The sequence below is a fragment of the Salinibaculum salinum genome (assembly GCF_037645885.1).
Classification (GTDB): domain Archaea; phylum Halobacteriota; class Halobacteria; order Halobacteriales; family Haloarculaceae; genus Salinibaculum; species Salinibaculum salinum.
Genome location: NZ_JBBENW010000006.1, coordinates 190,889 through 215,229, shown reverse-complemented (window position 1 = coordinate 215,229; position 24,341 = coordinate 190,889). Strand labels below are relative to the sequence as shown.

General features: G+C 60.2%; 26 protein-coding genes and 1 tRNA gene. 13 read left to right on the top strand and 14 right to left on the bottom strand.

Annotated elements, in window-relative coordinates; all coding sequences use genetic code 11:
• Positions 1-42 precede the first annotated feature (42 nt).
• From WDJ60_RS08085 to WDJ60_RS08075, 3 genes are all read left to right on the top strand, one after another.
• Positions 43-324 (top strand): hypothetical protein, encoded by a 282-nt coding sequence (locus WDJ60_RS08085; RefSeq protein ID WP_340099848.1) that lies wholly within the window; start codon positions 43-45, stop codon positions 322-324.
• 21 nt (positions 325-345) lie between these two features.
• Positions 346-1,032: a helix-turn-helix domain-containing protein gene (locus WDJ60_RS08080; protein ID WP_340099847.1), complete on the top strand. Its 687-nt coding sequence runs from the start codon at positions 346-348 to the stop codon at positions 1,030-1,032.
• A gap of 209 nt (positions 1,033-1,241) precedes the next feature.
• Complete coding sequence (locus WDJ60_RS08075) at positions 1,242-2,048, top strand: alpha/beta fold hydrolase (RefSeq protein ID WP_340099846.1); 807 nt, start codon at positions 1,242-1,244, stop codon at positions 2,046-2,048.
• A gap of 197 nt (positions 2,049-2,245) precedes the next feature.
• Here WDJ60_RS08075 and WDJ60_RS08070 read toward each other — a convergent pair whose 3' ends face one another.
• From WDJ60_RS08070 to WDJ60_RS08055, 4 genes are all read right to left on the bottom strand, one after another.
• Positions 2,246-2,443 carry a DUF5800 family protein gene (locus WDJ60_RS08070; RefSeq protein WP_340099845.1) on the bottom strand — a complete coding sequence of 66 codons (198 nt, stop codon included), beginning with the start codon at positions 2,441-2,443 and terminating at the stop codon, positions 2,246-2,248.
• Positions 2,444-2,528: 85 nt separating this feature from the next.
• Complete coding sequence (locus tag WDJ60_RS08065) at positions 2,529-2,942, bottom strand: DUF371 domain-containing protein (RefSeq protein WP_417750447.1); 414 nt, start codon at positions 2,940-2,942, stop codon at positions 2,529-2,531.
• A 66-nt stretch (positions 2,943-3,008) separates the two neighbouring features.
• On the bottom strand, positions 3,009-4,139 hold the full coding sequence (locus WDJ60_RS08060) for a DUF373 family protein (protein ID WP_340099843.1): 1,131 nt from the start codon (positions 4,137-4,139) through the stop codon (positions 3,009-3,011).
• 74 nt (positions 4,140-4,213) lie between these two features.
• Positions 4,214-5,065 (bottom strand): eIF2B alpha/beta/delta subunit family protein, encoded by an 852-nt coding sequence (locus WDJ60_RS08055; RefSeq protein WP_340099842.1) that lies wholly within the window; start codon positions 5,063-5,065, stop codon positions 4,214-4,216.
• An 86-nt stretch (positions 5,066-5,151) separates the two neighbouring features.
• Here WDJ60_RS08055 and WDJ60_RS08050 point away from each other — a divergent pair, with 86 nt between their 5' ends.
• On the top strand, positions 5,152-5,601 hold the full coding sequence (locus WDJ60_RS08050; protein WP_340099841.1) for a type IV pilin domain-containing protein: 450 nt from the start codon (positions 5,152-5,154) through the stop codon (positions 5,599-5,601).
• On the opposite strand, the gene WDJ60_RS08045 is transcribed toward WDJ60_RS08050, so the two are convergent.
• Entirely contained in the window at positions 5,598-7,058 is a 1,461-nt protein-coding gene (locus tag WDJ60_RS08045) for an RtcB family protein (RefSeq protein ID WP_340099840.1), read from the bottom strand. The two genes, WDJ60_RS08050 and WDJ60_RS08045, sit on opposite strands and share 4 nt — an antisense overlap.
• 85 nt (positions 7,059-7,143) lie before the next feature.
• Between WDJ60_RS08045 and WDJ60_RS08040 the strand changes: the two genes are divergently transcribed.
• Positions 7,144-8,145, top strand: coding sequence for a mechanosensitive ion channel family protein (locus WDJ60_RS08040; RefSeq protein ID WP_340099839.1), 1,002 nt, complete (start codon positions 7,144-7,146; stop codon positions 8,143-8,145).
• Here WDJ60_RS08040 and WDJ60_RS08035 read toward each other — a convergent pair.
• On the bottom strand, positions 8,142-8,543 hold the full coding sequence (locus WDJ60_RS08035; RefSeq protein ID WP_340099934.1) for a universal stress protein: 402 nt from the start codon (positions 8,541-8,543) through the stop codon (positions 8,142-8,144). The genes WDJ60_RS08040 and WDJ60_RS08035 overlap by 4 nt on opposite strands.
• A gap of 83 nt (positions 8,544-8,626) precedes the next feature.
• On the opposite strand from WDJ60_RS08035, the gene WDJ60_RS08030 reads away from it, so the two are divergent.
• From WDJ60_RS08030 to WDJ60_RS08005, 6 genes are all read left to right on the top strand, one after another.
• The gene (locus tag WDJ60_RS08030) at positions 8,627-8,866 is read left to right on the top strand and encodes a DUF5816 domain-containing protein (RefSeq protein ID WP_340099838.1); all 240 of its coding nucleotides are present in this window, start codon (positions 8,627-8,629) and stop codon (positions 8,864-8,866) included.
• Positions 8,867-8,943: 77 nt separating this feature from the next.
• On the top strand, positions 8,944-9,246 hold the full coding sequence (locus tag WDJ60_RS08025) for a DUF7116 family protein (protein WP_340099837.1): 303 nt from the start codon (positions 8,944-8,946) through the stop codon (positions 9,244-9,246).
• A 102-nt stretch (positions 9,247-9,348) separates the two neighbouring features.
• Entirely contained in the window at positions 9,349-10,290 is a 942-nt protein-coding gene (locus WDJ60_RS08020) for a metal-dependent hydrolase (RefSeq protein ID WP_340099836.1), read from the top strand.
• 46 nt (positions 10,291-10,336) lie between these two features.
• Positions 10,337-10,957 (top strand): hypothetical protein, encoded by a 621-nt coding sequence (locus tag WDJ60_RS08015; protein WP_340099835.1) that lies wholly within the window; start codon positions 10,337-10,339, stop codon positions 10,955-10,957.
• Positions 10,954-11,616 (top strand): DUF2238 domain-containing protein, encoded by a 663-nt coding sequence (locus tag WDJ60_RS08010; protein ID WP_340099834.1) that lies wholly within the window; start codon positions 10,954-10,956, stop codon positions 11,614-11,616. Before WDJ60_RS08015 ends, WDJ60_RS08010 begins: the two co-directional genes overlap by 4 nt.
• A gap of 8 nt (positions 11,617-11,624) precedes the next feature.
• A complete protein-coding gene (locus WDJ60_RS08005) occupies positions 11,625-12,308 on the top strand; it encodes a LysE family translocator (RefSeq protein ID WP_340099833.1) in 684 nt (227 codons plus the stop codon).
• Here WDJ60_RS08005 and WDJ60_RS08000 read toward each other — a convergent pair.
• A complete protein-coding gene (locus WDJ60_RS08000; RefSeq protein WP_340099832.1) occupies positions 12,300-12,977 on the bottom strand; it encodes an HD domain-containing protein in 678 nt (225 codons plus the stop codon). The genes WDJ60_RS08005 and WDJ60_RS08000 overlap by 9 nt on opposite strands.
• 195 nt (positions 12,978-13,172) lie before the next feature.
• On the opposite strand from WDJ60_RS08000, the gene WDJ60_RS07995 reads away from it, so the two are divergent.
• Positions 13,173-13,901 (top strand): GNAT family N-acetyltransferase, encoded by a 729-nt coding sequence (locus WDJ60_RS07995; protein ID WP_340099831.1) that lies wholly within the window; start codon positions 13,173-13,175, stop codon positions 13,899-13,901.
• On the opposite strand, the gene WDJ60_RS07990 is transcribed toward WDJ60_RS07995, so the two are convergent.
• Positions 13,896-14,603, bottom strand: coding sequence for a DUF502 domain-containing protein (locus tag WDJ60_RS07990; RefSeq protein ID WP_340099830.1), 708 nt, complete (start codon positions 14,601-14,603; stop codon positions 13,896-13,898). The two genes, WDJ60_RS07995 and WDJ60_RS07990, sit on opposite strands and share 6 nt — an antisense overlap.
• Before the next feature lie 74 nt (positions 14,604-14,677).
• Positions 14,678-16,294, bottom strand: coding sequence for a BCCT family transporter (locus WDJ60_RS07985; protein WP_340099829.1), 1,617 nt, complete (start codon positions 16,292-16,294; stop codon positions 14,678-14,680).
• Between the two features lie 442 nt (positions 16,295-16,736).
• Here WDJ60_RS07985 and WDJ60_RS07980 point away from each other — a divergent pair, with 442 nt between their 5' ends.
• On the top strand, positions 16,737-20,642 hold the full coding sequence (locus WDJ60_RS07980) for a PAS domain S-box protein (RefSeq protein ID WP_340099828.1): 3,906 nt from the start codon (positions 16,737-16,739) through the stop codon (positions 20,640-20,642).
• An 89-nt stretch (positions 20,643-20,731) separates the two neighbouring features.
• Here the strand turns inward: WDJ60_RS07980 and WDJ60_RS07975 are convergent, their stop codons facing one another.
• The 5 genes from WDJ60_RS07975 to WDJ60_RS07955 all read right to left on the bottom strand — a co-directional run bounded on the left by WDJ60_RS07975 (position 20,732) and on the right by WDJ60_RS07955 (position 24,256).
• Positions 20,732-22,018: a hypothetical protein gene (locus WDJ60_RS07975; RefSeq protein ID WP_340099827.1), complete on the bottom strand. Its 1,287-nt coding sequence runs from the start codon at positions 22,016-22,018 to the stop codon at positions 20,732-20,734.
• A gap of 253 nt (positions 22,019-22,271) precedes the next feature.
• A tRNA-Gln gene (locus WDJ60_RS07970) sits at positions 22,272-22,376 on the bottom strand.
• A 45-nt stretch (positions 22,377-22,421) separates the two neighbouring features.
• Complete coding sequence (locus WDJ60_RS07965) at positions 22,422-22,673, bottom strand: MTH865 family protein (RefSeq protein ID WP_340099826.1); 252 nt, start codon at positions 22,671-22,673, stop codon at positions 22,422-22,424.
• A gap of 92 nt (positions 22,674-22,765) precedes the next feature.
• Positions 22,766-23,356: a DJ-1/PfpI family protein gene (locus WDJ60_RS07960; RefSeq protein ID WP_340099825.1), complete on the bottom strand. Its 591-nt coding sequence runs from the start codon at positions 23,354-23,356 to the stop codon at positions 22,766-22,768.
• A 105-nt stretch (positions 23,357-23,461) separates the two neighbouring features.
• Positions 23,462-24,256, bottom strand: coding sequence for an HAD-IIA family hydrolase (locus WDJ60_RS07955; RefSeq protein WP_340099824.1), 795 nt, complete (start codon positions 24,254-24,256; stop codon positions 23,462-23,464).
• Between the last annotated feature and the right edge of the window lie 85 nt (positions 24,257-24,341).

Below are 24,341 nucleotides of genomic sequence, written 5' to 3'. Positions count from 1 at the left end.
CCCGCTTTCAACGGTCGGGAACCAACCAGGCTGGCAGGGTCTGTGATCCACTCCGCCTGCCCCAGTATCGAGCTTCTGAACACGACATCTGACGACACGACGCTCGAAGCGTACGTCCAGTCGAACGTTTTCGACCCGCTTGGTGTGTCCCACAGCACGATTGCCAAACTCAGTCCCGATGATCAGCCCGGCAACCGCGCCGCACCACACGTCCGCGACGACGCGTCGTTCTCGGTAGCCGAGGATATGTATCTCAACATGCACCCCGCAGGCTCGCTGCTGGGACGGCAACAGATATGGCTGCATTTTCGACACCACCATTAAGAACGGTAGAAACAACGACATATGGGACTCGTCGCTGAATTCGCTATCGCCTGTCAGGCGCTACCGCTCACTGGGGTGGCAGCGGACGTCAGCGAGGCAACACTGACACTCAACATGCAATTCAATCACGGGAACCGCCCCTTGTTTCTCGTGACCGTACAAAATGGTTCTCAGTCGGAGATTGAGAACGCATTCACGGAAGCATACGACGTCGGTGAGTGGACGCTCGTTGGGCAGGCCGGCGAAACCCGTCGATATCAGGTGCACCCAGCGCTCAGTCTGGAGGAGCAACTCGGTGCGCATCTCGACGACCTTGCAGGCCTCGAAGCGCTCGCGACGGCCGACGCGATTATCGAGCGGATCGATGTGGTGCCAGACGGGTGGCGACAAACCGGCTGGTTCGCCGACCGGGACGCATTCAGTAAGTTCTCCTCGTTTTGGCAGCGGAACGCTGACTTCCGGTTACACCGCCTCACCCAAGACGGGGAGTCTGAACCGCCGGGAGATGGACTTACCGACCGTCAACACGAGGCACTCCGAACCGCCTACGAACTGGGCTATTTCGATATCCCACGGCAGGTATCCTTGGAAGATGTCGCCACAGAATTGGATATTTCTCCCTCTTCTGTATCTGAACGACTGCGCCGGGCGCAAACACAACTCATCGAGGAGACCGTGGCTACGACGTGGCCGCCACTCCCCAATTAGTTCAGTAACGTGCCTCTCTCGTTCTCTGGCAGTACAGTACTGAACCGACAGTGTTCCCTGGAAGCTGCGTCGGGCCAGACCTAATTGAAAGGCTGCGTGACTCCTCCTCCCAAACGCAACCACCATTCCGGAATTGGCCTTGTTATAAAAGGCCGAATGACTGAGAGACAGGCACTCTCCGCTACCACAATAAACGATGAGACGCATCAATGCAGACAGTCACTTCTGCAGACGGGACCAGTATCGCATTCGAACAGCACGGAGAGGGCCCGCCACTCGTCCTCCTTCATGGAGGATCTTCTCCCCAGTACTGGAAGCGCATAGTTCCTCGCTTCGCTGAAGACTACACGGTCGTTATCCCCCATCGACGTGGCGTTGGGGAAAGCGGCGATGCTGACGAGTATCGCCTCGACCGTGGAGTCGAAGATATTCGTGCAGTCATCGATTCGGTCGATGGAACTCCGGTTCTGTTCGGGCATTCGTTCGGCGGACTACTGGCGATTGAGACCGCACGAGCGACTTCAGTAGAGAACGTCATCGCGTACGAGCCAGCCGTTCTTATCGGCGACTATCGAGAGCAAGCCACTCTCGCGGAACAGATGCAAGAGCGAATCAACGATGGAGAACGACGCGAAGCGATGAAGTTCTACATCAGCGAGGTTATGCACGGTGGCGAAATCGATGATCTCGATGGCTGGCTCGCCGGGTGGCAGCCGTGGCCCGAAATCGTCGCGCTGACCGAAAACATCGCACGAATCAACCGTGCTATCGAACAGTACCGTCTCCCGGATTCACTCGATATCGACGCGCCAGTGCTTTTGCTGACCGGGACTGAGGGACCACCTCACCTCCAAGACGGTATTCGTGCAGTGGATGCGGCCCTCTCGAACAGTCAGTTCATCGAGTTCGAGGGAGTCGGTCACGGCGGTCCAGCAGAAGCACCTGATCGGGTCATACCTACGGTGCGCGCCTTCGTCGGCGAGACGGAGATGCCAGTTCCGGAGAGCAGCAACTAAATCCGAATCAGTCCCGTGTTATTTTGTACCAGACCAGTCTTTGGAGCGTCGTACCCACGACCACTCATTCCATATAGCGATATAGACTGTACGCCCAGGAGACGAGAGAAACGAGTCTGTCGCGCAACAGTGTCGGAAGACGCGCTGAGACGCCGCTCGACTGGAAAAGAGTGACGAGACCAGGTGGCGACTGGGTACTACGTCAGGATATCGGCGATGCGCTGTGGTTCGCCCGACAGCGACGGGTCTGGCTCGACAATCTTCATCACTTCGTGGTCCGTCACGTCGGGATACTCCTTCTGGAGGGCCTCCTCGATGAGCGGTTTTTCGAGGCGAAACTCCGTCCCCTCGTAGACGACATCGACGCCGTGTTCGTCGAAGGAAAGCAGCGTCATGGACGCTCGTAGACCGTATCGGAATAAAAGCCTGTCCCGATACCGGCTGGCACACTCGTCCCGTCGCGGGCGGACGCGACCGGCATCATTCGACGGATAGCGTCATCGTCACCGGTTCACCCGCAGCCAGCGCGTCGACGAGGTCCCTGTCGAGGTCGCCGGCGGCTTTGTCTGCCCCGACGACGATAGTTCGGTCGTCGACGTAGTCGCTCGTCCGACCGACCGCACTCCGCTCGTTTTCGAACGAGAGGTCGGGGTGACCTCGACCCTCGATGCGCTCTGTGTGCTCGCCAACGTCGAGGGTTACGACGATAGTCGCATCGTGAGACTGACAGGCGGCGACGAAGTCCTCGCCGAAATCTGCCGGGACCCGGTCGGCCTCGATGCCGAGGATGCAATCTCCCGCTGGCGTGAGATACTCGTCGCTGGTCAACTCGAACGTACTGGCGTGTTCGGCCGAGACGTGCTCGTGGCCACGTGCCTGCACGACTTCTTGCATGGCCGGCGATTCCATTCGGTGGTATTTCAGGGGGACGATTCGACGACGGGAAACACGCGGCAGTAGTCAGGACCGACCCTCTTCGATGGGCACGTCGACATCATTGCCGCTGATGTAGGCCGCGACGCGGACGCCGACGAGGCTGACGAAGATACTCGCGAGGATGAACACCGCGAGGCGTTCTGCGGACGTGAGGACGAGTCCGTCGAACGCAATCGGGCCGAATTCAGTCGCCGGGATAGTCATCGCGTCGAACACGCCGGAGCGTTCGAGAAAGTACGCCGAGAAGCCGCGGACCGCCAGGCCGACCGCGATCGCGACGAAGGGGAGGTTGACGTAGGCGCTTCCGACGCCCTCGTCCTGGATGAGTTCGTCGAGCAGTCGACCGGTGCTGGCCGCGAGTGCTGCGGCCGTGAGCCACGGGACGGCGTCGAACGCAAAGCGCATTCCGAGGATGACCACTCCGACTGCCTCGACGCGCATCGAGGAGGCACTCAGCGCCCCGGCGAAGGCACCGACTAACGCGAGTCCGGCCGCGACGACGTACGTAACCAGCGAAACCTGGCCGGAGTAGAGCGCCTCGCGGATGTCGCCGGGCAAGCGCGCGAGATACGTGTCGATACCCAGCCCCTTGTAGAGCAGGTAGACACCGAACGCGGCGGCGATGGTGCCGACAGCGAGCGCCGGACTGTCGGCCACGAAGAGCAAGACGGGAAAGGCGATCAGTGCCGCACCGAGCGGGACCAGGACGGTCTTGCGGAGTTGCTCGTCGGCGAGAAACTGCTTGAGCAGGTAGTACGTCGACTCGATGTCGCGGGCCTGCCGGACGACGACCCGGTCGACGGCGTCGACGGCGAGGCGGCTCTCGATGATCGGGACCAGCCGTTCGTCCTCGGCGCTGTCGACGACGACGACGGCCGAGTCCGGGTCGAGCTCGGCCACCAGGTCGTCTATCTGGCGTGCGACCTGGCGGTCGGCCGAAACCGCCTCGCCGGTGCCGGAAATGACCGCTACCGTCGCATCCGAGAGGTCGTCGGCGACACGTAGCCCTTCGAGCAAACAGTTGACGCGGCTGTCTTCGGGGTCCTCGACACCGACGGCGGTCACGAGTGATTCGACGGCGGACCGTCCGACGACAGGTGGGTCGGCACCTGGGAGGGGAGTACCGCGGTGGAGGCAGACGACGAGCGTGCTCACGATTCCAGTCAGCAGGGGACGGGATAAAAATCCTCTCTACCGTTTACGCCTTCGAATCAGGGGGACAGGACGGTTCAGAGCTGTTCGACGCCCTCGTCGGTCACGACCGAGTGGAGCAGACGCGTCGGCGTCTCGTCGTAGGCGGGGTTGTCGATATCGAAACCGTCGGCCGGTTCGAGCATCACCTCGCTTGCCGCGCGGTACTCGTTTTCGAAGGCGAAGCCGGTGTCGACGAGCTTGGCCGCCGACCCGAGCGACGTCACCGGCACCCCGCAGTCGTCGGCGGTCGTCGCGATCGGGTAAGTGCCGATACGGTTGTAGAGTGTGTCCTCGACGATACAGTCCATCCCGACGACGACGCGGTCACATTCGGGGAGATAGTGGCCGTGTGCGCTATCGACGATCAAGGTCGTGTCGACAGCTTCGAACTCGGCGAGTCGACGGGCCATCTTTCGGCCGAGATAGCGGGGTCGGGCCTCGGTGACGTACACCGAGAACGACGCGCCGTCTTCGATAGCGCGGGTTATCGCCGAGAGGACTGTCGTCGAGTAGTCGTGGACGAGCAGGGTCTCCGCCTCCGCCAGGAGCGGTGCAGCGGCTTCGGCTGCGCGACGCTTCGCGGTCTCGATACGGTCGACGACGGCATCGATAGTGTCGAGGGTGAGCTGTTGGGCTGCCTCGACAGTGTCGACGTCGGCGTCCTCGACGGTTTCGGTGATTTCGCGCTGGGTGTTGTGCAACGACGCGTGTGACGGGTTGGCGCGACGGAGCGCGCTGCTGTTTCGCGTGAGCGTTCGGCGGTACTCCTCGACAGTCGGGAACTCCCGGTCGGTGAGTTCACGGAGCGCGCGGGCGGCTTTGACCGCGACGACCGAGGAACTGTGAGTCTGCATGTCCGCGATCTCCTCGGCGGTCTCGTCTATCATACGCGAGCAGTCGCCCCGGGACAACTAATGGCTTTCCCGTTCCGTGCCGAACGACATTTATTGTGGGGTCCGCTACGTCGGCCCAGATGACAACTGACCTCGGGGACCGTGGCGTGTCCGAGGGCGCTGGACTGGCGGCGCTCGTCCTGTTGACCGTCGTCGTGACCGCGTCGGTAGGTGTCAACGTCCTCTTTCTGGACGACGAGGGCGGAAGCACGACAGAGGCGAACTTCAGCTTCGAGCATCAGAGCCAGGGGTCGTATCTGCTCGTCACACACCAAGATGGGAGCGCACTCCCGAGTGACAGAGTCCGTATCAAAGGGCCAGATGCAAACGTCACGTGGGCCGAAGTCGCCGGCTGGAACGGCTCCAGAGAGGTGACCAGAGGCGACCTCGTCCAGCTAAGCGAGAGCAGTGCCTACGGCAGCCAGGTCGGGTCAAGAGACAACATCCAGGTGCTCTACGTCTACCGGAACGGCTCCACGAAGGTCCTCGACGAGTGGAACCCTGCGGGTGGCGCCGGTGACCTGGGCTAACCCTTGATGTTACACACGGGGAACGTCCGCGCGACGCGGTCGCCGATACCGAGCGCGTCGGAGACACGAACAACTTCGTCGACGTCTTTGTAGACGCCCGGTGCTTCCTCGGCGACCGTCGCCCCGCTCTGGGCCTTGACGTAGATGTGTTCTTGCTCGCGGAGGTCGTCCTGTACATCCTCGCCCCAGTACTCGTTTTTCGCCTGCGTTCGACTCATCAATCGACCGGCACCGTGGGCGGTCGAGCCGAAGGTCTCTTCGAGTGAGTTCTCGCCACCGCGGAGTACGTAGCTGCCAGCGCCCATACTCCCCGGGATGATGATGGGCTGTCCCACGTCGCGGTAGGCGGCCGGCACTTCCGGTCGTCCGGCCGGGAACGCCCGCGTCGCACCTTTCCGGTGGACGTACAGCTCTCTGTCCTCGCCCTCGACCGTATGAACTTCCTTTTTCGCGATGTTGTGGGCCACGTCGTACAACAGGTCCATTTCCATCTCCGCCCAGGACTGGTCGAACACCTGTTCGAAGACCTTCCGGGTCTGGTGCATGATGAGCTGTCTGTTCACCCACGCGAAGTTGATGGCAGCACACATCGCGCCGTAGTAGTCTTCGGCCAGTTGCGAGCCGGCGGGTGCGGCCGCCAGTTCCTTGTCTGGCAGTTGGTTCAACAGTCCCTGATGGGTCTGCTCGATGTCACGGAGATAGTCGGTACAGACCTGGTGTCCCAACCCGCGCGAGCCACAGTGGATGAGCACGACGACCTGGTCTGTGTCGAGGCCGAACTCCTCGGCCACGTCCTCGCGGTAGATGTCGGTCACCCGCTGGACTTCGAGGAAGTGATTGCCCGAGCCGAGCGATCCGATCTGGTTCGCCCCGCGATCCTTGGCTTTCTGTGAAATCTTGCTGGCGTCGGCGTCTGGCCGATACCCCTCGTCCTCGCAGTGGGCCAGGTCCTCCTCGACAGCGTACCCCTCCTCCAGTGCCCAGTCCATGCCGCGGTCGAGGATAGCCTCGATGTCGGCTTTGGTCCCGTCGTGGATACCGCCCCCGCCGAGTCCCGACGGGATGTTGGCGAAGAGTTTGTCGACGAGTTCCTCCTCGCGGCCCTGGAGGTCCTCGTAGGCCAGGTTCGTTTTCACCATTCTGACGCCGCAATTAATGTCGTACCCGACCGCTCCGGGACTAATACAGCCGTTTTCGGTATCGATACCCGCGACACCGCCGACCGGGAAGCCGTATCCCTGGTGGCCGTCGGGCATACAGAGAGCGTACTTCTGGATACCGGGGAGATGGGTCGTGTTTTTGAGCTGTTCGAGCGTTTTGTCCTCGACGATTTCTTCCAGCAGCGCTTCGCTCGCGAGCACGCGCGCTGGAACGCGCATGTCTCCTTCTTTGGGAATCTCCCAGACGCAGTCACGAACTTTTTCGAGCGTGAACTGCCCGGCGTCGAACGTAGTCATAGCTAGGATATGGACGGGCGGCGGGGAAATAACGTTCGGACACGGTGACGCAACGCTTTTTTCGTATCCGAGGGATTGCTGGAGCATGAACGGCCAGACAGTCGCGCTTCAATCGGCCATCCAACCGCCACCGTGGCTTCCCGACGTGGTGCCCGCGTGGACTGTGCCGGTGGTCGCGTCGCTGCTCACCCTTGCGATTGGCTGGCTAATCGCTCGATTGCTCGTGCGCCTGCTCGGCCGGCGCATCGCCCAGCAGTTCGGCCGCCCCAGCCTCACCCGCACCGCGCTTCGTGGTATCAAGCTGGCCGTCTTCTTGTTTGCGCTGCTCGTCATTCTTCGTATCAACGGTCTGGCACTTGGTGATATTGCCCTCTCGGTGACGGTGTTCTCGGCCGTGGTGGGTGTCATCCTCGCGCCTATCGTCGGAAGTATCATCAGCGGCGTCTTCCTGCTCGCCGACCAGCCCTACGAAATCGGAGACATGATAGAGTTGCCCGAGCAGGACAAACGCGGCTTCGTCGAGGATATCACGCTTCGGTACACCAAGGTGTTCACGCTCGACAACACCTTCCTCGTCATCCCCAACGGGAACATCCGCGAGCGGGACGTGTTCAACTACTCCGCCGAGGACCCACGGACGCGCCAGACGCTCGATGTCGTCGTCACCTACGAGAGCGATATTGGAGCGGCCAGAAATGTCATCGAACGGAGTGCTCGGCGAGTGGACGACATCATCGACGGCGGACCGCGAATACGCATCGGCGGCGCTCGGTACCCCGCACAGCCGGACTGTCTCATCGGGAACTTCGGCGACCACGGTATCCTCCTGCGGTTGCGCTACTGGGTGAAAGAGCCCTACCGACTCCAGACGGTCAAATCCCACCTCCAGACGAACATCTGGAAGGCACTCGAAGACGCAGACGTGGAGATCGCCTACCCGCACTCACATCTGTACTTCGACGATACCAGCGGCGAACTGGAGGTGTCACTCGACGAGACAGACCGAGACGGGTTAGCAGCCAGACCTGACGACCGACGGATGGCACACCAGCGGACAGAGCCGACGGAAGACGAGACGGAAAACTAGCCAGTAACTGTGATGACATCGCAGTCGAGTTCGTTCTGGAGATAGTGTTCCACGTCGGGGTCGTCGACGAGGCGGCGAATCATCTGTCGCCAGCGGCTGACCTGCTTCTTGCCGATGACGACGATATCGGCCTCCTCAGCGGCGATTTCCTCGAGAATGGTCTCCTCGACGAGGAACCCCTTCCGAACGAGGTATCGAGCGTTCGGGAGTGGCCCGAACTCGCGCTCGACGGCGTCTTTCAGCTCGCTTCGGGAGACAGCATGTCCACCCTGGTAGAGGTTGACGTGAAGCACTGTGAGCGCAGCGTCGTTTTCTTCCGCGATATCGATAGCCTCCGCGAGCGTGGCGCGGGAGTGGCCGGTCAGCGGATAGCGAACGGGCACGACGACCTGGGTCATCGTCCGTGTTTCACCGCTCATCAACCTCAAAGTTTGTGACCGCGAACAGTACGCATTTGGGCGTGGGCGGCGAACCGAGACGCATGCAAGCGAAGAGTGGTCCCGACGGACAGACGCTGTACATAGACCGTTCCGAGGGGAGACGTGGGCAGAAGGGTCCGTTTTTCGTCGTCTACGAGAGCGAGTCCGCAGACGTACGCTGGGGCTTTTACTGTGCGAACTGCGGTACCTTCGACAACGCCGTCGACTCGATGGGTCGCGTCCAGTGCAACGAGTGTTCCAATCGGACGAAAGCCGAGGAGTGGGACGCCGCCCACGAGTAAGACCAACCAGTCCAGGTTCTGTTGTGTCAGTGTCAGTTAGATACGCTTAATACCTGGGGCTCGGTAGAGAGTAACGAATGGGGACTGTTACCACCTCACTCAGACAGGAAGCCGAGTCGATATTCGCAGACCTCGGATACAACGTGTCGGGGAACGGAAGGGAAATCCACGCGCAACGAAAGTGGCGGACTGTACATGTCACACCGATGTCCGAACCACGAGACATCCCTACGTCCGGGAACCTCCGCTGTTTCGTCACCTGGGAAGACCGAGCGGGTGACCTCGAACAGCACCTGACACGAGAGAACCCCGACTACGAGTGGGCAATCATCGGCGTCCGCGAGGGCGGCGAGTACACCGTCGCCGGCCGTACCGCCTGACGCTCACTCCTACCCCCACCCATTCTCGCACACACCCGAGTTGTGTCGTGCTACCAATTCAACGAGCAGTTTATAATTCGGTAGGTCGTACGGCTGACACTCATGTTCGTCGGTCACGGCCTGCTGGCGTTCGCCATCGCAGCGAGCGTCGCACATCGCCGCGGCTGGTCGACCGACCGCGCGCTCGCCGTCGGCATCCTCGCGGGTCTCTTCGGCACGCTCCCGGACATCGACATGGCCTACGCCCTGTTCGGTCTCGCTGCCGGTGCTGAAGGACTGTTTGCCGCCTCCGACGCGTTCTGGGAGGCAGCATCTGTCGTCCACCGTGCGGTCACCCATTCGCTGGTTCTGGGTGCAATCGCTGCAGTCGGGTTCGCAGCGTGGCGCGCACGAACGACGAATGCGATGGGGCAGACACGCATCTGGCTCGGTGCTGTCGTTCTCGCGTTTACCGCACTGCTCGGCTCCGTCTTCCTGACCAGCGGCCCGCTCGCCGCCGCGATTGTCACCATCTTCCTGCTGGGTGGGCTCGCCATCGTCCACGTCGCGGGCAGTCTCGATTTCGGTCCGGGCATCGTCCTGTCGACGGCACTCCTTGGACTGCTCACGCACCCCTTCGGCGACCTCTTTACCGGGTCGCCACCGCAGTTTCTCTACCCGCTGGACGTGACGATACTCGCCGACCGCGTGCTGTTGCACCCGGACCCGACGCTCCACCTGCTCGGTGCGTTCTTCGTCGAACTCGCGACCATCTGGCTGGCGCTGGTTGCCGTGGCACACCTCCGGGGCTGGCAGTTGCTCCCGCGCGTCCGACCGCGGGCGGCGCTAGGTGTCGGGTACGCCGGTGCTGTCTTCGCGATTCCCGCGCCCACGCTCCAGGTGTCGTGGCCCTTTGTCTTCAGCGTCCTGGGCGTCGGACTCATCGCCGTCCCGATCCGGCTTCGCAGACAGGTCGGAGACCGCTGGTACACCGTCGTGACGGCACTGACCGCCGTCACGCTGGCCGGCCTCGCCTACGCAACGGCGTATTCTCTTGTCGGGTAGCGGTTACAGCCAACACGTTTTACACGCCGCCGCAACTGCACCAACTATGGCCGATTTCGAGTTCGAGCAGTTACTCCGAGATGCCAGACTCAACGCCGTTCTGGCGTGGGTCATCACGGGTGTCGTGGCACTCGTCGCCGTCGGGTCGTTCCTGACAGGGGACCCACTGTGGAGCTTCTTTGCCGTTGCAGTCCTCGTCCTCGTCTGCATTCCGCCGCTGGCATTTTTTTCACCTCGGGTGATGCTCCCCTGGGAAGTCCTGTTGCTCGCCGCACTCCCGATACTCGGGCGGGCGGTTGCGACCTTCGACGTGAGTAGCCAGATTGCGACGTATCTCTCGGTGGCTGCACTGGCGCTCATCGTGGCTGTCGAACTTCAGACGTTCACGTCAGTCCGGATGACGCCAAGCTTCGCGGTGGCGTTCGTCGTCATCACGACGATGGCCGCGGCTGGTATCTGGGCCGTCGCGCGCTGGTCGGCAGATATCTGGCTGGGGACCGGCTTCATCGAGGCGCTCGGTCCGGACGAGGCAGCGCAGGAACGTGCCGTCATGTTGGAGTTCGTCGCCTCCTTTATCGCGGGCATTCTCGCGGGGCTTATCTTCGAATTCTACGTGCGCCGAGTGGCTCGCGTAAAGTCACGACTCCCGGCGGAGGTCGACCGATGAGAGTACGCGACTGGCTCGGCATCAGCAAACGGCGCCAGAAACAGCTCTCCTACGCCATGGAAGTGGGGCTGGTCGGCATCATCTTCGCCGGCGTCTGGGGTGGGAGTACGACTGTCGTCGTCAACGCCTTCGTCGGCTTCGTCGCCACGCAGATACCACCGATTCTGGAGCGCGATTACGACATCCCGATGGACCCGGCGCTGACGCTGTGGATCACCTCTGCGGTGTTCCTGCACGCCTTCGGCGTGCTCGGCTTGCCGGGTTCCGAACAGAATCTCTACGGGCAGATTCCGTGGTTCGACCACGTCACCCACGGCCTCTCCGCATCGGTCGTCGCCGCCGTCGGCTACTCGACGGCGCGCGCACTGGACGAACACTCCCCCGATATCCACCTGCCCCGTCGCTTCATGTTCGTCTACATTCTCCTGTTCGTCCTCGCCTTCGGCGTCGTCTGGGAAGTCATCGAGTTCGGTCTCGGCGAACTCGCACGCATGCAGGGCAACACCGCCTTGCTCACCCAGCACGGTCTCGAAGATACGATGCTGGATCTGGTCTTCGACACCATCGGGGCAATCGTCGTCGCCACCTGGGGAACCGTCCATCTCAACGACATCTCCGGCTACATCGCCGACCATCTCGAAGCACGCACGTCCGACTGAACTCACAGATGTTCGTCCAAACGCTCTCGACACTGCTCGCAGGTGCGCTGTTCGGCCTCGCACTCGCGGCACCGCCAGGCCCGATGAACGCCATCATCGCCGAAGAGAGCGTTCTTCGAGGGTGGCGTGCGGGCTTTACAGCGGGGCTGGGTGCGATGGTCGCAGACCTGTGTTTTCTCGTGTTATCGCTCGCCGGTGTCGTCACCATCGTCGAATCGATGCCACAGGTGCGGGGCATCCTCTTCGGGGTCGGCGGCGTTCTGATGCTGTGGTTCGGCGTCGACGCGGCACGGGGCGTGCGAGCGACACTGACACCCGACGGTGACCCCGACAGCGAGAGCAAGGGGTTCCGGAAGGCGTTCGTGCTGGCGCTGACCAATCCCTACCAGATCCTGTTCTGGCTCACCGTCGGCGTTGGGCTGTTGACGCCGGGAACACACGACCTGCTGGCCGAAGTCCAGTACGTCGGGGATGCGCTCGCGGGACTTGTCGTCGTCGAGACCGGGAGCCCGGCGCTGCTGGTCGGCTTTTTCGGCGGTATCGTCTGCTGGATTACCGGCTTTCCAGCGGGACTCGTGGCTGCCGGCGACCGGTTCGAGAAGCTAACGCCGGTCGTCGCTGGCGCGAGTGCGCTCGTGCTGGGCGGATTCGGCGTCGCCTTCCTCTGGGCGGCCGCGACGGTGTTACTCTAGGTCGATCGCCGCCACTTCGTCGTCGAGCCACTCTCGAAACCACTTGACGCGCTTGAGTCGGCGGTGTGCGATGTCCTGTGCCGTCGTGCTCCGGACCCGCTCTTTGGCAGTGATGCCGCGTTCGAGCACCCGCCCGACCATCTCCGCGCTGTCCATGTGCGTCCGGGACTCGTAACCCATCCGCAACAACATGAGTGCCGCGCCGTTGGCACCCACCTTGTCGAGGATGTCTGCCTCGACGAGACACTGGGTTTCGAGCGTGAGGTCAGTGAGGTCGCCCTGGTAGGAGTGGTCCGCGATGGACTCACAGACCTGGTCGACGAACGACTGGGGGTACTCACACTGCGTCGTCAGATACTCCCGGGCGATGCGAGCCCCTTCCTCGGCGTGGATGTCCTGCTCGACTTCCAGTTTCGCGATGTCGTGAAAGAGCGCAGCGACGCGCGTCACGTCGACGTTTGCACCCTCTTCTCGGGCGATTTTCGTGGACAGTTCGACCACGTTCCGGATGTGGTTGAACCGGTACTCCGCGGAGTGCCACGGGTACCACCGCATCCGGCCGCCTTCCTCCTCGTTTTCGACGCTCGCAGCGAGATAGTCCCGGACGAACCCCTCCATCTCCGCAAACTCCTCGTCCGAGACGGGCGACTCGCGTATCTCAACACCCACAGCACCACCTCCGAACGAAACGAACCTTGGTCATCTTACGGGCAAAAAAGGCGGTTCGACTCTTTAGCGTTACGACAAGAGACAGTTTGACAACAGACAGACATCGAGGGTCCCGTCTGAACGTGTGGATTCGTCCGTCCCCCTGGGATACTTGCGTGCTGTACGTTTATTGCATATCGGTGTGAACGCAAGAGCATGGAGATTCGAGAAGCCCGTGCCAACGACAGGCCCGCTATTCGAGACGTCGCCCGGCGGTCGATGCAGGCATCCTATTCGCTCGACCCGACGGCGATTATCGGCGCTGTCGAAGAGTGGTACGACGAAAACCGCCTGCGCAATCTGCTCGAAGACGACGACAAAGTGCTGCTCGTCGTAGAACACAACGAACAGGTCGTCGCCTTCTCCGACAGCGACATCACCGGCGAAAACACCGGCGAAATCCTCTGGCTCCACGTCGACCCCGACTACCGGGGCGAAGACATCGGTCTCGACCTGTTCAAAGCGACCCGTAACCACCTCGCCAGCATCGGCGCCGGCAACCTCCGTGGTCGTGTCCTCGCTGACAACGCCGGTGGAAACGCTTTCTACGAGAATCGCGGCCTCGTGAAAATCGGCGAAGAGACCGTCGATATTGATGGTACCTCGTACGTCGAGAACGTCTACGCCGAAGTCGAAGCCGAGCGGATGGAACCGGTCGACCTCGATAGTGGTGAGACGGTCTACATCGACCGCGAGAACGAGGAAACCGGCTCTATCGCTTCGTTCTACATCGTCTACACCGACCGAGCGGCCGAGGAGATCTACGGCTACTGGTGTGGCAAGTGCGACCAGCTCGCCAACGCGATGGACGCGTCGGGCCGCATCCAGTGCGACGAGTGTGGCAACGCCCGCAAGCCCACCCGCTGGGACGCTGCCTACCTATAACTCCTCTCGCGCACCGGTCCGGACATCGTCCAGTGAGATGTCTTCCGAATCGAGTTTCGTTTGCACGTCGCGCTGAAACTGTTCGAGTTCTTCCTGGTCTTCGGCGATTCCAGTCGTCACGAGCAGTCGAACCGTCCGGCTGACGCTCATGTCGATATCGATGACGTCCTCCGTCGGCACGAGCATAAATCGGCCCTGTGTCGGGTTGGGACTGTTCGGAACGTAGACGTTGTACGCTTCCCGACCCAGTGCGTCGGTCACCGCTCCCGGACTCTCGGAGGTGACAAAGCCCAGCACGTACAGCCCCTCGCGAGGATACTCGACGAGGACCACGCTCTCGTACTTCGATTCGCGGTTGACGAGTGAGTCCGAGACTTGCCGGACACTGCTGTAGACGACACTCACCATCGGGATAATACCGACGAGTCGGTCGAACAGGTCGAACAGCCGTGCCCCGCCGCTACGCTGTGCCAGATACCCCAACAGTGTGATGCCGAGCAAGAGAATTGCGAGGGCACCCAGTTCCGCCACGATTTCGATGTTTCCAGAGAGACTGACCAGCCCCGTCTCCTGGATAATCGGATTGAGAATACCGCGTAGCCACCCGAAGATGAGTCGGACGGCGACGACCGTGACGACGAGCGGCGCAATAAGCGCAATACCCGCTATCAGGCTCTTTTTCAGTGTCTCAGACAGCCCCATACACCCTGCCACCGTGTGTGTGAATAAAAGGATAGTGGCGTGTCCAGCCAGCGACGAGATACTGAGAGCCGAACTCATTCATCGCGTCGAAAAGACGTCGTCGTATCGATTGGCTCCGTCCCCTCCAGATCCGTGGACGCGTCGGCGGCCTGCTGATACGCCTCGGATCTGTAGATTTCTGCCTCACGTTCCAGCCCCCGATAGACGGTGTACACCATCACCAGAATAAGCACACCGAAGGGGAGACCCGCAGCTATGACAGCCGTCTGAAGAGCGTTCAGGCCGTCACCCAGAAGGAGCGCAACACCAGTTCCGCCGATTAGCAGGGGCCAGATCGCTCGTTGTCGTGTCTCGGCCTCTCGTGTTCCGCCTGCTGTCAGGTAGCTGATTGCGAGCGAGCCCGAGTCGGCTGACGTGACGAAAAACGTCACCAGCGCTCCGATAGCGGTGAGACTCGTCACGAGCGTGAGCGGGAAATACGACAACATTGTGAACAGGGAAACTGCACGTCCCTGGTCCTGAAGCGGACCTGTGATACCACCCCCGGCGATCTGCAGTTCGACAAAAATTGCAGACCCATTGAACACGGCCATCCAGACCAACGAGAACAGGGCGGGAACAAGCAAGACACCGCCGACGAACTCACGGACTGTCCGTCCCCGTGAGATACGAGCAATGAACAAGCCGACGAACGGTGCCCAGACGATCCAGAAGCCCCAGAAGAATATCGTCCAGTCGTGTTGCCACCCAGCGCTGTCGCCAGCGAACGCCTCGGCATAGAAACTCAACTCGATGAAATTGCCCAGATACGCCGCGATTCCGCTGTTGAACACATCGAGCAGATACACTGTCGGACCGAGAACGAACAGCAACAGAAGCAGGGAAAGCATCAACCCAACGTTTGCACGAGCCAGTCGTCTGACGCCACTCTCGAGGCCGACCGCAGCGGACACGGTGGTAACCCCCACAAGTACGGCAATGATAGCAACGGTCGTTCCGACACCAGCCGGAATACCAGTGCCAGTGTAGCTGGCAAACACGAAATCGAGGCCAGCGGTGATCTGTAGCGCACCCAGACCAGTAGCCGTGGCCAGTCCGAACACTGTCGCAATAGTAGCCGCGAGGTCGATACTGTGGCCAGGCCAGTCGTAGATGCGACTACCGAGAATTGGGTAGAATACCGAGCGAAAGCCGAGTGGGAGTCCCCGGTTGTACGAAAAAAAGCCAAGCCCCAGTCCGACGATACCGTAGATTGCCCATGGGTGGATCCCCCAGTGGAACATCGTGATTGCCGTCGCCGCTCGTCCGGCCGCCGGAGATGCGGGGGCCACGTCGAAAAACGAGCCACCGCCAGACAGGAAATGGTACATTGGCTCGGCCACGCCAAAGAACAGGAGTCCGACTCCCATCCCGGATGTGAACAGCATTGCCAACCAGGACATGTTCGAAAATTCCGGTTCAGCGTCAGGTCCACCCAGGCGGATGTGGCCATAGCTGCTCATCCCAAACCAGGCGAGTGCGAAAATGAAGACGTTGACCGCCAGAATGTAAAACCAGCCGAAATTCCGGTTGAGCGACTCGAAGACAACACTGTACACCCTCGCAGCCTGGTCACCTAAAACGAGAGTGAATCCGAGAAAGAGTGCAACGAAAAGGAGAGTAAGCGGAAACACGACTGGATGAATATCCATCCCACACCACCTGATAGTGGAATCTCCTGGGTTCCTGTCGAGAGTAGCGTGGAACAGTCGTTCTCGTCTCGTCGCCCGTGTCACCTCAGTCGTCGTCTCACTGTCGTCCGTCACGTGTTATCACCTATACAGGGAAGTCAGTTTCATCCGTTTCCGCCCTCACAGCCACTATGAATATCTGTCATTTAGTTCACGCCCAGCCTCCGGGGCGATCCCCAGCGAGTCAGTAAAAAAGAATATCCAGCCACGAACGCACTCTGGCATGTCCCCGTCATCTGTTCCGAGTTCGTTCTTATCAGAGATTGTAACAGCTATTGAGCATAAAACTACCGAGTCAACCACTCACTGAGCGACTACAAGAAGGATGCGGCCAGACGGTAATTATCGACAGTGACAACCAGGCCCACATTCAAATAGTGGACCGGTCAAATCATAACAAAATATGTCTGACGCGAGGAAAACAGAGGCAGGCGAGGGTACCCGGGAGCTGGCCTGGTGTCGTCAGATTCTCGAACAATCGAGTGACATCGTCTTCGTACTCGACCGGAACCGACGAATAACCTACGTCAGTTCGGCTGTCAAGCGCCGTCTCGGACACGAGCCCGGATCATTGACCGGTAAAAAGGGCCTCGAGTATGTGCATCCCGACGACAGGGATGCAGTCGAGGACACCATCGAGGAAGCACGCACATCCCCGGAGACACGTCAGAGCGTTGAATTTCGCTATCAGCAAGCCGAGAGCGCGTGGTGTTGGCTCGAAGCAACCGTGTACAACGGACTCGACGACGAGTATATCGACGGATTCCTGCTGAACTGCCGCGACATCACGGAGCGCAAGGAGCAAACTGCGGAGTTGAGAACGACGAAAGAGCGGATGGAAATGGCTCTGGAAGGGGCAAATCTTGGCGTCTGGGACTGGGACATGGAGACGGACGAAGTGTCACGTGACGAGCTGTTGGCTGAGATGCTCGGATACACACAATCCGAGATGGGAGATCACTTGCGGGGGTGGGAACAGATCGTCCACCCAGAGGGAGAGAAACGACACAACGAGGCGCTGGCTCACCACGTCGAGAATGAAACACCCTACTACCAATGCGAGTACCGGCTGAAGACAAAGTCGGGGAACTGGAAGTGGGTTCGGACCATGGGGAAAGTTGTCGAGCGGGCTGACGACGGAACACCTACGCGGGCAGTGGGGCTGCATCAGGATATCGACGACCGGAAGCTGGCAGAGTTGAAACTCGAAGCGGAACGCGACATGTTTCAGGAGGGACCAGCAGTCGTGTTCAAGTGGGAAGATGCGGAAGGATGGCCCGTCAAATACGTTTCCGAGAACGTCAGGGATATTTTCGGCTACGATCCAGAAGCGCTGCAGTCGAACGAGGTGTCGTTCGCCGACCTCATTCACGAGGACGATTTAGAGCAGGTCGTCCGTCAGGTGACAGAGTACCAGAAAGAGGAAGCCAGGCGCATGAGTCTCGACCCGTACAGGATCGTCACGGCAGACGGTCACACCCGCTGGGTGATGGAGTATACTCGTGATCTGCGAGAGGAAGGGGAAACCTCGCATCTGCTCGGCTACCTCGTCGACATCACGGAGCGCAAGCAGCGCGAACGAGAACTTCAGCAATTCAAGAAAGCCGTCGAACAGAGCGCTCATGCGATTTATATCACTGATGTCGAGGGAACTATCGAGTACGTTAACCCAGCCTTCGAGAACGTCACAGGATACAGTACTGAACAAGCTGTTGGTCGCACACCCAGAATCCTCAGATCAGGCGAACACGGCGAGGAGTTCTACGAGGAGTTCTGGGACACGATTCTCGCTGGCGAACGCTGGGAATCAGAGGTATTCGACGAAAGTGCAGACGGGGAACAGGTCGTTCTCAACCAGACAGTCGCACCGATAACGGACGAGGAGGGGACCGTCGAAAAATTCGTCGCGGTCGCGAGAGATATCACCGAACGCAAGCACTACGAGGACGCACTTGAGGAGGCACGGGAAGAGCTTCGACAGGTTATCGACCTGAGTCCGGATCTGATATTTGCCAGAAATAGCGACGGAGAGTTCTTGCTGGCGAACGAGACGACCGCAGAGGCGTTTGGGATGAGTCGCGATGGCGTCAGAGAGCCGACTGAGTCGGACGACTCCATACCAGACCTCTTCGCCGAGTTCGATGACGCTGACAGAGAGGTAGTAGAGTCAGGCGAAGCACAATTCGTCCCCGAGAAAGAGGTGACCACCGCCGCTGATGAGACACGGATCCTCCAGACAACAAAGGTTCCATTCGAGAGTGCAAAAACCGATCAGGACGCAGTCCTCAGCTACGCTCGGGACGTGACTGCGCTCAAAGAACGGGAGTACAAACTCCGCGAGCGCGAGCAGAAGTACCGGAGCCTGTTCGAGGACATGCGCGACGCGCTCATGTTGTTCGACCGCGACGGCTACGTCGATTGTAATGAGCGCGCGCTTGAACTGTTCGGAATCGAGTCCGTCGAATCGTTTCTCGAATACACGCCATGGGATCTCGCACCAGCCACACAACCAGACGGGGCGGCTTCAAAAGAGACGGCGCTGTCTCGCATCGAGACGGCGTTCGAAGACGGCGAGGCGTTTTTCGAGTTTACGCACCAACGTGCCGATGGAACTGAATTTCCCGCGGAAGTGAAACTCAGCCGCTTCGAACACGGAGACGAACCAGTGTTGCATGCCCTCGTCAGAGATATATCCGACCGCAAGAGACAGAAGCGAGAACTCGAAGAACGTGAATCGAAGTACCGTAGTCTCTTCGAAGAGACGCGTGACGCCCTCATGTTGCTCGATCGAGACGGGTTCTTCGACTGTAACGGGCGTGCGCTCGATCTGTTTGGACTCGACTCGGTCGAATCCTTCACCGAGTACAGCCCCTGGGAATTGTCTCCATCGACACAGCCCGACGGAAGAGACTCGAAGGAAGCAGCACAGTCACACGTCGAGAGGGCATTCGAGGAAGGGCAGGCGTTCTTCGAGTGGCGACACAAACGCGTCGATGGGGAATCGTTCCCTGCAGAAGTGAAACTCAGCCGCTTCGAGCACGAGGGCGAACCCGTGCTGCACGCACTCGTGCGGGACATATCCGAGCGCAAACAGCGGCAGCGAGAACTCGAGCGGAGCAGAGAGCGATACCGATCGCTGTTCGAGAACAATCCAATCGTGCTCTGGGAGGAGGATATCTCGGCGGCCAAAGCGTACGTGGACGAGCTCGCTGCCGAGATTGACGACCTGGAGGCGTATTTCGAGGCTAATCCAGCGGAACTGCAGGAGGTCTTCGACCGTGTCGACATTCGTGATGTCAACCAGAATGCGACCGACTACTACGGGGTCGAGTCGAAAGAGACGCTACTCGAGGGGTTCTCCCCGTTTGTCACCGAGGACGGACTAGCGGATGCGCAGTCAATGTGGGCCAGTATCGCGGCTGGTGAGACGGAGTTCCGCAGAGAGGTCGTCTCAGAAATGTCCGACGGTGAGCAGCGCCACGAACTGCTGGACATGTACATTCCCGACCCAGACGATTACTCCCGGGTCTACATCACAGCTATCGATATTACCGAACGCAAACAGTACGAGAGGCAACTCGAAGAACAGCGTGACAATCTCGATATTCTCAATCAAGTGCTTCGCCACGACATCCGCAATGATATTCAATTAATAATGGCACACGCAGAGTTACTCGAACAGAAGTGCGACGACATGGCGGCACAGGATTCGATCGAGACGGTACTCGAGAACGCCAACCATGCAGTTGAACTCACTACTTCCGCACGCGAGATGGCTGAGGTAATGGTTTCTGTAGACCAAGAACTGCAGCAAGTTAATGTCAAAACAATACTTCAAGGGGAGATAAGCGAAGTGCAGTCGACCTATTCCGAGGCAGTCGTTACAAACAAGACACCCATTCCATCGGTTCTAGTTCAAGCAAACGATATGCTTGGCTCAGTCTTTCGGAACCTCCTGAAAAACGCTGTTCAACACAACGATACTGAGGTGCCGGAGATCACCATTTCCGCAGCAGAGCACGAAAACGAAGTTGTGGTGCGTGTCGCGGACAACGGCCCAGGCGTGCCGGACGCCCAGAAAGAGACAATTTTTGGCAAGGGTGAAAAAGGGTTGAATAGCCATGGAACTGGCATCGGACTGTATCTCGTCCAAACACTCGTCGAGAGCTATGGAGGGGACATCTGGGTTGAAGACAGGTGTCAACAGGACAGTTCCACCGGCGCGACTATCGATGAAGACAGTGATTGTGACGGTGCGGTGTTCATCGTCGAGTTGCCGAAAATCAGTGGGGAGAGCATGATGACTTGATCCCGTGAATTTGGCTCTGTGGTGGTCTCGTGGCTACTTCATCGAATATCTCTCACACACGTCTAACAATATATGTTCCACACGAGCAGTCACGTCCCTGTTTCATTCCTAGCGAACTGTTCGTGATACCAGCCGGGCGGGTCGACTGTCGTCTCTCCCACATCGTCGTACGTGATTTCCCGACGAACGTCGACGATTCGGTCACCGTCGCGGATCATGTACGACAGAGAGACGTCACGGACGAGTCCAGTTTCGGTGACCAGCGCAGAGACGTTGTACCGCAGGACCTCACCGATGTCCTGCCACTCCGGCTGGCCGCTCCCGGTGAGCAGATACAGTCTGTCACCCCCCTCTCTGAGTATCCCCCGTACTTCTGTCGTCGGCGTCGACAACCGCGTGCTGACCAGCTGTTCGGTGAGTTCCGACGGCAGTGGTGGATACTGCTGGCGCAGTTCAGTCGCTGAGACCTCTCGGTACGAGACACCAGAGAATCCCTCCTGGGCGAGGTACGTCTTCGTGCCGTCGTGATAGAGGGTGCCCATCGGAATCGTCTCACCGTTCGCCCGCTCGGCAGCGTCGAGCAGATACGTCCCGTTACTGACCTCGATGTCGAGATCACGATGGACATCGATTACCTCCTGGTCCCAGATTTCGGGCTGATACCGGTCTATCGACATCGTATACGACTGCTCTCCGATGGCAAGGCTGTGTGCCGACGCCAGTGCATCGATATCGTCGATACCGTCGCTGGTCACACCGGGCGGAAACTGTGCCGGGTCGACCGTGTTCGCGTCGACGAGGCGAGACTCGTGCGACCAGGTCGTTGCCGCCGCCGGCGTCGCTGTCGCTGCCGGCGTGTCGCTGGCCCCCACCTGGGAGTCACTACTCACCGTATTCGGAATCCACCCCGAACTCGCGAGGAGTCCGACGGCGAGTACAGTCACCACAGCGATAACGAGAATTCCGGCCAGTGCGGGAGCGGACCGTCCCGACCCCCACCGCTGGAGCTGCAACCCGAGGGGTGTCGACAGCGCCGACGGAGTCTCGCCGAGATGGCGACGGCAGAGTTCCCGAGCGACCGGTCTGTCGACGGCGTACCAGAGTCGTTCGCCGAGGTCACTGGCATCGAGCGTCGTGGCGTGCCCATCGAAACCGCCGTCGATGGCGACCACCAGGTCGGCACTGACCGGCCCCGACACCGCATCGACGACACGGATTGTGAGGGTCTCTTCGCCTCGTGTCGCCACGACATCGAGTCCGTCCCGCTCCGTCCGGAACCCCTGTGCATCCCAGAGGTCGGCAACGAAAGCCGCCAGTTCGGATACGTTCAAGTGCCGGAGATGTGTCTCGACGACATCTCGGTCCGCCGGGGTCATCGAAACACACCCATCGGCTCGTCGATACGGCCGCGAGCAGTATAAACGACCGCTGCGGGTCGGTGAACGGCGTCAGCCCAGGACTGCTCAAAACGGTTTGCCGACACTGAGACCGGGCAGATTCGAACCACGGTCACTCACCGCTCAAACAACTCCGACGACACTGAGACCGGCAGATTCGAACCACGGTCACTTCGTTCCCTGGTTCGAACTGCCGAGGATATTTGCGACTCGCGAGATGCTCGTCGCAAAATAGTCCCGGGCAGATTCGAACTGCCGTCAGTGGCTCTCTTCTCACAGCCGCGCGAGACGGCCACAATCCAAAGGCCACTATGATTGGCCACTACACCACGGGACTGCAGTCGAGAATTTGGAACCAGCGTTTAAATCCGTTACGTAACGCTCAGATGAGATCCTGCTCTTCGAGTTGCCGCATCACGTCGTCGACGAACGACTCGACGTCGTCGTACGGGAACTCACCACTGCCGAGTTTCGTGTTCAGTTCCATCGCTGTCATCGAGAAGTCTCCCGACTCGAACTTCGTCGACGGCCCGCTCGGTAGTGCCGGGACGAGATCCATCGGGCTGTTTATCGGGTAATCCGCTCCTTCGAAGGCATCCGTGAACTGCTCTCGCAGGTCTTCCTTGTCGACCATATCCCACCCGTCGACCGGAACCCACTAAAAACCAACCGAAATAAGAAACGATACGAGTTGTTGGAAGTTTATTTCGTCGCCGGCAGCGCGGGTCAGTCGTCCGCGGCGGCAACCGCGCCGTGTTCGATGTCCGTCCCGAGCAGGTCAAGGAACTCGGCCAGCCATTCGGGGTGGTCCGGCCAGGCCTGGCCGGTGACGAGATTTCGGTCGCGCGTGACACCGTCGACCCACGAGCAGCCGGCGGCTTCGACTTCTGCCTGCACGGCCGGATAGGCGGTCATCTCGTAGCCGTCAAGCACGCCGGCAGCGGCCAGAATCTGCGGGCCGTGACAGATCGACGCGACCGGTTTGTCCGTCTCGAAGAAGTGCTGAACGGTCTCGATGACGACATCGTAATTCCGGAGATACTCGGGTGCGCGCCCGCCCGGAACGACCAGCGCGTCGTAGTCCGACGGGTCTATCTCCGCCATCGTGGCGTTCAACTCGAAGTTGTGGCCCCGCTCTTCGAGATACGTCTGGTCACCCCTGAAGTCGTGAATCGCCGTCTTGCACGCGTCTCCCGCCTCGCGCTCCGGACAGACCGCGTCCACGTCGTGACCGACCATCTGAAGGGCCTGAAACGGTACCATTATTTCGTAGTCCTCACCGAAGTCGCCAACGATCATCAGGATGTCTTTACCCATAGTGTATCACGCACTCCGTGTGCGGTTTTAGGTAACGACCCACTCGGCCAAAAGTGTCTATGAGCGAGAATAGTCAGGTCAGAATTGTTAGGAGAACGCAAAAGGTCAGCCGTCGACGGTCGCCAGCACCTCGTCGATATCGCCCAGACTGTCGACGACGTAGTCAGGTTGGATATCGCTTTTCGACACGTCGTCGCGATCAGTCACGCCGGTCAAGACGAGAACGGTCGTCATCTCTGCACGCGCGCCCATCGCGAGGTCAGTGCCGAGTCTGTCACCGACAACCAGACACTCGGAAGCGGTCACGCCGAGACGGTCCAGCGCCATCTGGAGCGCCGGTTCAGATGGCTTGCCCAGAATCGCATCCGGGTCCTGTCCGACCGTCGCAGCCAGCGAGTTGACAATTGCGCCCGACCCCGGCTCGAGACCGCCGTTCTCTCGCGGGAACGTTCGGTCGGGGTCCGTCCCAAGAAACGTCGTGTCCTCGTCGACTGCCTGGAGTGCTGCGTTCATGTCCTCGTAACCGAACGACGGCGTCCACGACCCGAGCAACACGTCGACATCGTCGGGCCTGGTGGTCAACGTCACGTCCGCAGCCGTCAGTTGCTCCCGGAGGCCGTCAGCGCCGACGAACAAGACGCTGTCGTCAGCGTGGTTGTCACGAAGGTAGCTGGTCGTCACGTCACCGGCTGAACAGGCCTCGCCGGGTCGCGCATCGATGCCGAAATTGGCGAGGTGGTCGACGTAGGTATCCCCGTCTCTGGTCGGATTGTTCGAAAAAAAGAGGAGCGACAGACCAGCCGACCGGAGTCGGTCGATACCCTCACTCGCACCGTCGAGGAGCGTGCCACCGCGGTAGACCGTCCCGTCTAAATCCACGATTGCACCGTTGAGCGCCATCACCCGTGTGTTGGCCGGGACAGACATAATCCCGCCGGTCGTCGGATGTGTTTGCAGTGTATTAGAACGAAAACAACAGACTACC

What these genes read in the sequence shown, in the direction of transcription:
- WDJ60_RS08080 (WP_340099847.1), top strand. Translation starts at nt 346, where the DNA reads ATGGGACTCGTCGCTGAATTCGCTATCGCCTGTCAGGCGCTACCGCTC.
- WDJ60_RS08075 (WP_340099846.1), top strand. Translation starts at nt 1,242, where the DNA reads ATGCAGACAGTCACTTCTGCAGACGGGACCAGTATCGCATTCGAACAG.
- WDJ60_RS08070 (WP_340099845.1), bottom strand. Translation starts at nt 2,443, where the DNA reads ATGACGCTGCTTTCCTTCGACGAACACGGCGTCGATGTCGTCTACGAG.
- WDJ60_RS08065 (WP_417750447.1), bottom strand. Translation starts at nt 2,942, where the DNA reads ATGCAAGAAGTCGTGCAGGCACGTGGCCACGAGCACGTCTCGGCCGAA.
- WDJ60_RS08055 (WP_340099842.1), bottom strand. Translation starts at nt 5,065, where the DNA reads ATGATAGACGAGACCGCCGAGGAGATCGCGGACATGCAGACTCACAGT.
- WDJ60_RS08050 (WP_340099841.1), top strand. Translation starts at nt 5,152, where the DNA reads ATGACAACTGACCTCGGGGACCGTGGCGTGTCCGAGGGCGCTGGACTG.
- WDJ60_RS08045 (WP_340099840.1), bottom strand. Translation starts at nt 7,058, where the DNA reads ATGACTACGTTCGACGCCGGGCAGTTCACGCTCGAAAAAGTTCGTGAC.
- WDJ60_RS08040 (WP_340099839.1), top strand. Translation starts at nt 7,144, where the DNA reads ATGAACGGCCAGACAGTCGCGCTTCAATCGGCCATCCAACCGCCACCG.
- WDJ60_RS08035 (WP_340099934.1), bottom strand. Translation starts at nt 8,543, where the DNA reads ATGACCCAGGTCGTCGTGCCCGTTCGCTATCCGCTGACCGGCCACTCC.
- WDJ60_RS08030 (WP_340099838.1), top strand. Translation starts at nt 8,627, where the DNA reads ATGCAAGCGAAGAGTGGTCCCGACGGACAGACGCTGTACATAGACCGT.
- WDJ60_RS08025 (WP_340099837.1), top strand. Translation starts at nt 8,944, where the DNA reads ATGGGGACTGTTACCACCTCACTCAGACAGGAAGCCGAGTCGATATTC.
- WDJ60_RS08020 (WP_340099836.1), top strand. Translation starts at nt 9,349, where the DNA reads ATGTTCGTCGGTCACGGCCTGCTGGCGTTCGCCATCGCAGCGAGCGTC.
- WDJ60_RS08015 (WP_340099835.1), top strand. Translation starts at nt 10,337, where the DNA reads ATGGCCGATTTCGAGTTCGAGCAGTTACTCCGAGATGCCAGACTCAAC.
- WDJ60_RS08010 (WP_340099834.1), top strand. Translation starts at nt 10,954, where the DNA reads ATGAGAGTACGCGACTGGCTCGGCATCAGCAAACGGCGCCAGAAACAG.
- WDJ60_RS08005 (WP_340099833.1), top strand. Translation starts at nt 11,625, where the DNA reads ATGTTCGTCCAAACGCTCTCGACACTGCTCGCAGGTGCGCTGTTCGGC.
- WDJ60_RS07995 (WP_340099831.1), top strand. Translation starts at nt 13,173, where the DNA reads ATGGAGATTCGAGAAGCCCGTGCCAACGACAGGCCCGCTATTCGAGAC.
- WDJ60_RS07990 (WP_340099830.1), bottom strand. Translation starts at nt 14,603, where the DNA reads ATGGGGCTGTCTGAGACACTGAAAAAGAGCCTGATAGCGGGTATTGCG.
- WDJ60_RS07985 (WP_340099829.1), bottom strand. Translation starts at nt 16,294, where the DNA reads ATGGATATTCATCCAGTCGTGTTTCCGCTTACTCTCCTTTTCGTTGCA.
- WDJ60_RS07980 (WP_340099828.1), top strand. Translation starts at nt 16,737, where the DNA reads ATGTCTGACGCGAGGAAAACAGAGGCAGGCGAGGGTACCCGGGAGCTG.
- WDJ60_RS07975 (WP_340099827.1), bottom strand. Translation starts at nt 22,018, where the DNA reads ATGACCCCGGCGGACCGAGATGTCGTCGAGACACATCTCCGGCACTTG.
- WDJ60_RS07965 (WP_340099826.1), bottom strand. Translation starts at nt 22,673, where the DNA reads ATGGTCGACAAGGAAGACCTGCGAGAGCAGTTCACGGATGCCTTCGAA.
- WDJ60_RS07960 (WP_340099825.1), bottom strand. Translation starts at nt 23,356, where the DNA reads ATGGGTAAAGACATCCTGATGATCGTTGGCGACTTCGGTGAGGACTAC.
- WDJ60_RS07955 (WP_340099824.1), bottom strand. Translation starts at nt 24,256, where the DNA reads ATGGCGCTCAACGGTGCAATCGTGGATTTAGACGGGACGGTCTACCGC.